This window comes from Aminobacter sp. P4_H6_2 (assembly GCF_056400805.1).
Window position 1 is genome coordinate 1 of record NZ_JBFUKO010000185.1, and the last position, 8,743, is coordinate 8,743.

The 8,743-nt window shown below is 61.4% G+C and carries 10 protein-coding genes; 8 read left to right on the forward strand and 2 right to left on the reverse strand.

Annotated elements, in window-relative coordinates:
- Positions 1-215: 215 nt before the first annotated feature.
- The gene (locus AC1DUU_RS14950) at positions 216-848 is read right to left on the reverse strand and encodes an ATP-dependent Clp protease proteolytic subunit (RefSeq protein ID WP_476784194.1); all 633 of its coding nucleotides are present in this window, start codon (positions 846-848) and stop codon (positions 216-218) included.
- Between the two features lie 254 nt (positions 849-1,102).
- Here AC1DUU_RS14950 and catB point away from each other — a divergent pair, with 254 nt between their 5' ends.
- The 3 genes from catB to AC1DUU_RS14965 are packed head-to-tail and all read left to right on the forward strand — an operon-like array spanning position 1,103 to position 3,018.
- Positions 1,103-1,735, forward strand: a complete 633-nt coding sequence (gene catB, locus AC1DUU_RS14955) for a type B chloramphenicol O-acetyltransferase (protein WP_476784195.1) — start codon at positions 1,103-1,105, stop codon at positions 1,733-1,735.
- On the forward strand, positions 1,735-2,334 hold the full coding sequence (locus AC1DUU_RS14960) for a class I SAM-dependent methyltransferase (RefSeq protein ID WP_476784202.1): 600 nt from the start codon (positions 1,735-1,737) through the stop codon (positions 2,332-2,334). The genes catB and AC1DUU_RS14960 overlap by 1 nt, the downstream gene beginning before the upstream one ends.
- A 24-nt stretch (positions 2,335-2,358) precedes the next feature.
- Positions 2,359-3,018 carry a CatB-related O-acetyltransferase gene (locus AC1DUU_RS14965; RefSeq protein WP_476784196.1) on the forward strand — a complete coding sequence of 220 codons (660 nt, stop codon included), beginning with the start codon at positions 2,359-2,361 and terminating at the stop codon, positions 3,016-3,018.
- Positions 3,019-3,022: 4 nt separating this feature from the next.
- Here AC1DUU_RS14965 and AC1DUU_RS14970 read toward each other — a convergent pair whose 3' ends face one another.
- Positions 3,023-4,171, reverse strand: coding sequence for a pyridoxal phosphate-dependent aminotransferase (locus tag AC1DUU_RS14970; RefSeq protein ID WP_476784197.1), 1,149 nt, complete (start codon positions 4,169-4,171; stop codon positions 3,023-3,025).
- Between the two features lie 136 nt (positions 4,172-4,307).
- Here AC1DUU_RS14970 and AC1DUU_RS14975 point away from each other — a divergent pair, with 136 nt between their 5' ends.
- The 5 genes from AC1DUU_RS14975 to AC1DUU_RS14995 all read left to right on the forward strand — a co-directional run.
- The gene (locus AC1DUU_RS14975; protein ID WP_476784198.1) at positions 4,308-5,708 is read left to right on the forward strand and encodes a M48 family metalloprotease; all 1,401 of its coding nucleotides are present in this window, start codon (positions 4,308-4,310) and stop codon (positions 5,706-5,708) included.
- A 51-nt stretch (positions 5,709-5,759) separates the two neighbouring features.
- A complete protein-coding gene (locus AC1DUU_RS14980) occupies positions 5,760-6,575 on the forward strand; it encodes a DsbA family protein (protein ID WP_476784199.1) in 816 nt (271 codons plus the stop codon).
- 130 nt (positions 6,576-6,705) lie between these two features.
- Entirely contained in the window at positions 6,706-7,140 is a 435-nt protein-coding gene (gene aroQ / locus AC1DUU_RS14985) for a type II 3-dehydroquinate dehydratase (protein WP_476784200.1), read from the forward strand.
- 29 nt (positions 7,141-7,169) lie between these two features.
- Entirely contained in the window at positions 7,170-7,637 is a 468-nt protein-coding gene (gene accB / locus AC1DUU_RS14990; RefSeq protein WP_476784203.1) for an acetyl-CoA carboxylase biotin carboxyl carrier protein, read from the forward strand.
- A 17-nt stretch (positions 7,638-7,654) separates the two neighbouring features.
- A partial coding sequence (locus tag AC1DUU_RS14995) for an acetyl-CoA carboxylase biotin carboxylase subunit (RefSeq protein WP_476784201.1) occupies positions 7,655-8,743 on the forward strand: 1,089 nt, incomplete at its 3' end.

Consider the following 8,743-nt stretch of genomic DNA (forward strand, 5'->3'; position numbering starts at 1 on the left):
TCCCTGGCCGCCGCAACAAGCTCCGCACAACTCACATTCCACAAGTCGCTGCAACGAGTCGCGCCACCCTTGAACAACGCTAAGCCGTCGAAGCTCAACGCTGCCTTAACGTAGGCCGACGCTTTCGCTGTGGGAACAGCAAAATGTGTCCGAAATGCCGCAGGGCACCTCAAAAAAGCGAGATGTGACCCCTGTCKGCAGGTCGAAGCGTCCAATCACGAAGCGGTAGCACCCTCAACCGGGTCGCGGCTTGCGATGACCTTATCGATCAAACCAAAGTCGCGCGCCTCGTCCGCAGTCATGAAATGGTCGCGGTCGAGCGTCTTTTCAATGAGCTCGTAGTCCTTGCCGGTGTGCTTGACATAGATCTCGTTGAGACGGCGCTTGAGCTTGACGATGTCCTGGGCGTGGCGCTCGATATCCGAGGCCTGGCCCTGGAAGCCACCCGAAGGCTGGTGCACCATGATGCGGGCATTCGGCGTGGCAAAACGCATATCCTTTTCGCCAGCGCAGAGCAGCAGCGAGCCCATCGAGGCGGCCTGGCCAATGCACAACGTCGAAACCGCCGGCTTGATGAACTGCATGGTGTCGTAGATCGCCATGCCCGAGGTCACCACGCCGCCGGGCGAGTTGATGTAGAGATTGATCTCTTTTTTCGGGTTCTCTGCTTCGAGGAACAGAAGCTGGGCGCAGACCAGCGTTGCCATGCCATCTTCAACCGGGCCGGTGATGAAGATGATGCGCTCCTTGAGGAGGCGCGAGAAGATATCGTAGGCACGCTCGCCTCTGTTGGTCTGCTCGACCACCATCGGAACGAGGTTCATGTATGTTTCGACGGGGTTCTTCATCGACTATCCCTTTTTCGTGATGGGATTCCGGCGCCGGATGGGCAGAATCGGTTCAGAGGCTTTGCCCTGTAAATAGGATGCCACCTTAGCGTTGCGCAAGGCCAGTAAGGGCGCTTGATTTCAGCTGCCGCTAACTTTCGCAGCTGAAGCAGGCTGGTCAGCACTGGAACTTTCCGCAACTGCTACGGTAATGAATGCGACCAAACGATGCCCGTCAGTCATAGCGGGCAAGGACAACGACCGAGCCTGAGATCATGACCAACTATTTCGAGAGCCCATTTCGCGGAAAACTGCTGTCCGAGCAGGTGACCAACTCCAACATCAAAGTCGGGCGCTACAGCTATTACTCCGGCTATTATCATGGCCATTCGTTCGACGACTGCGCCCGCTACCTGATGCCGGACCGGGACGACGTCGACAAGCTGATCGTTGGCAGCTTTTGCTCCATAGGCACCGGTGCCGTCTTCATGATGGCCGGCAACCAGGGCCATCAGAACGAATGGATCTCGACCTTTCCATTCTTTTACATGCAGGAAGAGCCGGCCTTCGCCCCGGCGCTCAACGGCTACCAGCCGGCGGGCGACACGGTGATCGGCAACGACGTGTGGATTGGCGCTGAAGCTATGATCATGCCGGGTGTGCGCATTGGCCATGGCGCAATGATCGGCAGCCGCGCGCTGGTGACCAAGGATGTCGAGCCCTACACAATCGTCGGCGGCAGCCCGGCAAAGCCGATCCGCAAGCGCTTTTCCGACGATGACATAGCGCTGCTGCTCGAGCTTGCCTGGTGGGACTGGCCGATAGAACAGATCGGCAAGGCCATGCCCCTGCTCTGCGCCGGCGACATCAAGGCGTTGCACATATTTTGGAAAGAGCAGCGATCATGATCGAAGCCAAAGATAGCGAGACGATCAAGTTCTACTCGAACGAGGCGGAAGCCTATACCACACGGGGCGTAGCGGCGAGCGAGCGCCATCTCCGCAGCTTCATGGCGCGGCTGCCGGCAGATGGCCGCGTGCTCGAACTCGGCTGCGGCGCTGGACAGGACAGCGAAGCGATGCTTTCGAGCGGGTTCGACGTTGTACCGACTGACGGCACCCCCGAGATCGCCGCCGTTGCCGCGAAACGCCTCGGACGGCCGGTCACGGTGCTTCTCTTCGAAGACATTGACGAAAAGGAAAGTTACGCCGGCGTATGGGCCAACGCCTGCCTGCTGCACGTGCCACGCGAGCAATTGGCGTTAATCATTGGTCATGTGCACGCCGCGCTCAAGCCGGGCGGGGTGTTCTACGCCAGTTTCAAGGCGGGCGAGGCGGAAGGTCGGGATCGCTTCGGCAGGTACTACAACTACCCCTCTCCCGAATGGCTAGTGCAGGCCTATCGAGCCGACCGCTGGAACTCGCTGGAGATCCAGGAAGAAACCGGTGGCGGCTATGACGGCCTGCCGACCGCCTGGCTTCATGTCGTCGCCACGAAGGCTGAATAATTCGTACCCAATGGAATGTCCGTGATGAATGAACCAACCCAAGCAAACAAGCACTGGTCGAAGGTGGAGTATCTCCACGAGACCGTCAGCAACCCGAACATCCACATTCGCGGCACGCATAGCTATTACAGCGATGCCTGGTCGGGTTCGTTCGAACAAAGCGTGGTGCGTTATCTCTACGGCGACGACTACAGCCTCAAGGCGTGGGAACCCGCCTGGCCGATCGACCAGTTGCACATCGGCGACTATGTCTGCATCGGCGCGGAGGCAGTGATCCTGCTCGGCGGCAACCACACGCACAGGACTGACTGGTTCAGCCTCTACCCCTTCCCCGAGTTCATCGTCGACGCCTATGCCGGCAAGGGCGACACGGTCATAGGCGACGGCGCATGGATCGGCATGCGCGCCATGATCATGCCCGGCGTCACCATTGGCGAAGGCGCCATCATAGCCTCCGGAGCTATCGTGACGAAGGACGTTGCCCCCTACACGGTCGTTGCGGGCAATCCGGCCGCGCGGATCAAGACCCGCTTCCCCGATGCCGTGGCAGACAAACTGCTCGCGCTGAAGGTCTATGATTGGCCGGCGGACAAGTTCGAGGCGCTGAAACCTTTGCTTTGCGCGAGCGACATCGACGCCCTCGCCATTGCTTCAGAGCGATATGACGAAGCCGGCTGCACCTGAGCCGTCAGCGCAGCCAGCGCTCGATGCGATCCATTGCCTCTACCATGTCGTCATGGCTGCCGGCATATGAGAACCTGATATAGCGGTGGCCTGCGAGCGTATCGAAGTCCCTGCCGGGCGTTGCCGCGACATGTGCTTCGGCCAGCATGCGGCTGGCGAACTCCATGCTGTCGTTGGTGAGGCGCGACACATCGCAGAAGGCGTAGAACGCACCGTCCATGGGGGCTGCAAAGCTGAAGCCCAGCTCAGGCAGACGCTTGGCCAGAAGTTCGCGGTTCCAGGCGTAGCGCGCCTTGATGGCCTCGAGTTCGTCGGTGACGTTGAACGCCGCGATGGCGGCGACCTGCGAAAGCTCGGGTGCCGAGATATAGAGCGATTGCGCGATGCGCTCGACCGGCCTGACCAGACGCTCGGGCAGCACCATCCAGCCAATGCGCCAGCCGGTCATGCAGTAATATTTGGAGAATGAATTGATGACCGTGACATCGTCATCATAGGCGAGTGCCGTAACGTCAGGCGCGCCATAAGCCAGTCGGTGGTAGATTTCGTCGGAAATCACCGCGATTCCCAGTTCCCTTGCCGTATCAATCAGCGCCTTGAGATCGCCTGCAGGCACCACCGCACCGGTCGGATTGGCCGGGCTCGCAAACAGCACGCCCTTGAGCGGCTTTTGGCGATGCGCTTCACGCAGGTRCTCGGCATGAAGATAGGCCGAGCCATCGAGTTCGATCTCGACGACGTCGAGGCCGAGCGCGCCCATGATGTTGCGGTAGGCGGGATAGCCTGGCGCAGCGATCGCCACCCGGTCACCAGCATCGAACATGGCGAGGAATGCAAGATTGAAGGCCGCCGACGAGCCCGTGGTGACAGCGATTCGCGAAACCGGCACGTCGATGCGGTAATGTTCGGCATAATGGGCCGAAATCGCCTTGCGCAGATCGGTGAGCCCGAGCGAGTCGGTGTAGCCGATGCGCCCGACCTTGAGTGCCGCAGCCGCCGCGTCACGTACCCGTTGCGGTGCAGGATCGGACGGCTGACCGACCGCCATTGAAATGACAGGCGTTCCCAAAGCCTTGAGCCTGTTGGCTTCAGCCAGAATGTCCATCGCATGGAACGGCTCAACTTCGCCGCGCCGTGAAATCGCTACCGCCATGTTCGTTCACTCTTCCTTGCCGTACATAAGGCAATGCGCCGCACAAATGCCTGATTGATATGGGGATCACAAGTTGATGAGATTTCTCAGCCTGTCTTTTCACAGCCCGACGGCTCGTTTACGAGTGTTTCCCGCTATGCAGAGCTTCAATAACCTTTCGCGTTTCATCGCAAGATCAACGCGCGCGGTCACCGCGCTTGCGCTGTCGGCCGGGCTTGCGCTCGGATCGACGGGCACGGCGCATGCGCAGGGCGTGCCGATCGTCCGCGATGCCGAAATCGAGGCCTTGGTGCGCGATTACGCGCGACCGATCCTCAAGGCGGCGGGTCTCGCCAACTCGAACATCAACATCGTGCTCGTCAACGACCCGGCTTTCAACGCTTTCGTCGCCGGCCGGCGCATTTTCATCAACACCGGCACTCTGATGACATCGGAGACGCCGAACGAAGTCATCGGCGTTCTCGCGCACGAAGCCGGCCACATCGCCGGCGGGCACCAGGAACGGTTGCGCGACCAGCTGGCACGCGCCCAGACCATGGCGATCGTTGCGGCCCTGCTTGGCGCGGGTGCCATGGTTGCAGGTGCTGCGACCGACACCAAAGGCATGGGCGCCGCGGGCGCTGGCGTTATTGCAGGCGGTTCCGAAATGGCCCGACGCAGCCTGCTTGGCTACCAGCGCTCGGAAGAAGCCACCGCCGACCGCTCGGCGATCACCTATCTCAATGCCACCGGCCAGTCGGCGCAAGGTATGCTGAAGACGTTCCAGCGCTTCCAGACCGCGCTGTCGCTATCTGGCGCACGGATCGACCCCTATCAGGTCAGCCACCCGATGCCGCGCGATCGCATCGCCAATCTCGAAACGCTGGCGCATGCCAGCCCCTATTTCAACAAGACCGATCCGGAAGCCCTGCAGCTGCGCCACGACATGGCGCGGGTGAAGATCGCCGTCTACACACAAGGCCAGGCCGCCGCCTCTCGCCTGTTGCGCAAGGATCCGGGTGGGCTTGCCAGCCGCTATGGCGATGCGCAGGCAACCTATCTGTTCGGCGATTTGCGCTCGGCACTTTCCAAGACCGACGCGCTGATCAAGTCGCAACCCAAGAACGCCTATTTCCAAGAATTGCGCGGCGACATCTTGATGAAGTCGAACAAGCCGGCAGCGGCAGCAGAAGCCTATGCCGCCGCGGTGCGGCTCGATCCGGCCAATTCGGGCATCCTGCCGATCGCGCTCGGCCAGGCATATCTCGCCATAGGCACGCCCGACGCGCTGAAGAAGGCTGTGACCGAGGTTCGCAAGGGCCTCGACCGCGACCGCGAAAACGCCGCCGGCTACCGCTATCTGGCACAGGCCTATGGCATGCTCGGCGACGTCGCGGATGCCGATCTGGCCACTGCGGACGGGCATTATTACAGCGGCGCCTATCAAGACGCCACAATCTTTGCGATGCGCGCGCAGATGAAGCTCCAGCGCGGTTCGCCTGGCTGGGTGCGCGCTCAGGACATCATCAACTACAAGCAGCCGGGCAAGAAGAAGTGAACCTTCGCACGGCAGCAGGCGACATAGCCAAGAGGGCTGGAGACTAGGACCATGAAAAAAGCAATTCTTCTCGGCACAACAGGCATCGCTGTCGCCTTTGCCATGCTGGCTGCCGGCTACATATCAGGCACTCCCGGCACGGCACATGCCGAAACTGCCCAGCCGGCTGCAGTCGCTGCCGCAGGCAACCTCGACAAGAAGCAGGTCGAAACCATCGTACGCGAATACCTGCTCGACAACCCCGAACTGCTGCTCGAAATGCAAGGTGCACTCGAAGCCAAGCAGAAGGAAGAGCAGCGCGTCGCCCATGTCGAGGTGATCAAGCAGAGCAAGGACGAGATCTTCAACTCGGCCTTCGACGGGATCGCCGGCAATCCCAACGGCAAGACCACCATCGTCGAGTTCTACGACTACAATTGCGGCTACTGCAAACGCGCTCAGGCCGACATGACTGCCCTGACCAAGGCCAACCCGGACTTGCGCTTCGTGCTCAAGGAATTCCCGATCCTCGGTCCGGATTCGCAGAAGGCCCATGTCGTTTCCATGGCCTTCCGCAAGCTGATGCCGGAGAAGTACGGCGAATTCCATGACAAGCTGCTCGGCGGCGAAGGCCGCGCCGGCGAAGACAACGCCGTCAAGATCGCCATCGAACTGGGCGCAAACGAAGCCAAACTGCGCGAAGCGATGAACGATCCGGCGATCGGCGAGGCCTTCAATCGCACCTACGAGCTTGCCAACAAACTGCAGATCAGCGGTACGCCGTCCTATGTCGTGGGCAACGAAGTCATCTTCGGTGCGCTCGGCCAAGACGTGCTCGCCGAGAAGATTGCCGCCGCAAAGGCCTGCCAGGCCGATTCCACCTGCTGAACGGGTTTGTTCAGCGCGAGCCGTTGTGGACAGCGCAAGAAGTCGCTTGCGCTCTTTTCGCGACGGCTTATGCCGATTATAGAGGGTCCGCCGCGCCAGAGAGGATCTGGCGGGTGGAAGGGTCTGTACATTGAAAACGATTTTCGTCCTCAACGGTCCGAACCTTAATATGCTGGGCAAACGCGAGCCCGGCATTTATGGCGGCAAGACCTTGGCCGACATCGAGGCCGACTGCCAGGCGGCAGCCGCTTCGCTGGGGCTGGCGGTCGACTTCCGCCAATCGAACCATGAGGGCGATCTGGTCGACTGGATTCACGAGGCTGGCGAAAAAGCTGCCGGCATCATCTTGAATGCAGGCGCCTATACCCACACCTCGATCGCGCTGCAGGACGCCATTCGTGCCGTCTCGCCATTGCCGATCGCCGAGGTGCACCTTTCCAACATCCACGCCCGCGAGCCGTTCCGCCACAAATCGATGGTGGCGCCGGTGGCGGTGGGCATGATCTGCGGCTTCGGGCCGCTCGGATATACGCTGRCGCTTCAGGCGCTGGCCGCCCGGCTCTGACCGGAAACAGGAAGAGAAAAGGCTTGAACATGGCGACGAAGAAGACCGACGGTGTTGACCAGCAGCTCGTCCGCGACCTCGCAGGAATCCTGAACGACACCAACCTGACCGAGATCGAAGTCGAATTGGGCGACCTCAAGGTGCGCGTCTCGCGCCAGACGCAGGCCGTTCATGCGGTCGCAGCACCAATGATGGCAGCACCCGCGGCAGTGAATTCGACGCCGGTCGCAGCAGTCGCCGCCCCTGCCGTCGTCGACATCTCCAAGAACGCCGTGCCCTCGCCGATGGTGGGCACCGTCTACCTCGCGCCGTCGCCCGACGCCAAGCCGTTCATCGAGGTTGGCTCGGTGGTCAAGGAAGGTCAGACGCTGCTGATCATCGAAGCCATGAAGACGATGAACCAGATTCCCGCGCCGCGCTCAGGCACGGTTACAGCGATCCTGATCGAAGACGCGCAGCCTGTCGAATACGGCATGCCGCTCGTCGTCGTCGAATGAGCCGGAAGGCTGCGCGCATGTTTCAGAAAATCCTCATCGCCAATCGCGGCGAGATCGCCCTCAGAGTGCTGCGCGCGGCCAAGGAGCTCGGCATCCAGACGGTTGCCGTGCACTCCACCGCCGACGCCGACGCCATGCATGTGCGCCTTGCGGACGAAAGCGTCTGCATTGGCCCGCCGCCGTCACGCGACAGCTATCTCAACATCCACCAGATCGTCGCGGCCTGCGAGATCACCGGCGCGGACGCTGTCCACCCCGGCTACGGCTTCCTGTCGGAGAACGCCAAGTTCGCCGACATCCTGGCCGCCCACAACATCACCTTCATTGGTCCCTCGGGCGACCATATCCGCATCATGGGCGACAAGATCGAAGCCAAGCGCACCGCAAAGCGCCTGGGCATCCCGGTCGTTCCGGGCTCGGAAGGCGCTGTCAGCGACGAGAAGGAAGCCAAGCGCGTTGCCGCCGAGATCGGCTATCCGGTCATCATCAAGGCGTCCGCCGGCGGCGGTGGCCGCGGCATGAAGGTTGCGCTCACCGAGGCTGATCTTGAAGTGGCACTGCAGACGGCACGTACCGAAGCCGGTGCGGCCTTCGGCGACGACGCAGTCTATATCGAGAAGTACCTGCAGAAGCCGCGGCATATCGAAGTCCAGATCTTCGGCGACGGTGCTGGCAAGGGCGTCCATCTCGGCGAACGCGACTGCTCGCTGCAGCGCCGCCACCAGAAAGTCTGGGAAGAAGCCAATTCACCCGCCCTCAACGCGGAAGAACGCTCGCGCATCGGCAATATCTGCGCCAAGGCAGTGGCCGATCTCGGCTATTCGGGCGCCGGCACCATCGAGTTCCTCTACGAGAACGGCGAGTTCTACTTCATCGAGATGAACACCCGCCTTCAGGTGGAGCACACGATCACCGAAGCGATCACCGGCATCGATCTCGTGCACGAGCAGATCCGCGTCGCCTCCGGTGGCGGCCTGTCGGTCACGCAGGACGACATCCGCTTCCATGGCCATGCCATCGAATGCCGCATCAACGCCGAGGATCCGCGCACGTTCGTGCCATCGCCCGGCACGATCACGCATTTCCACACGCCTGGCGGCCWGGGC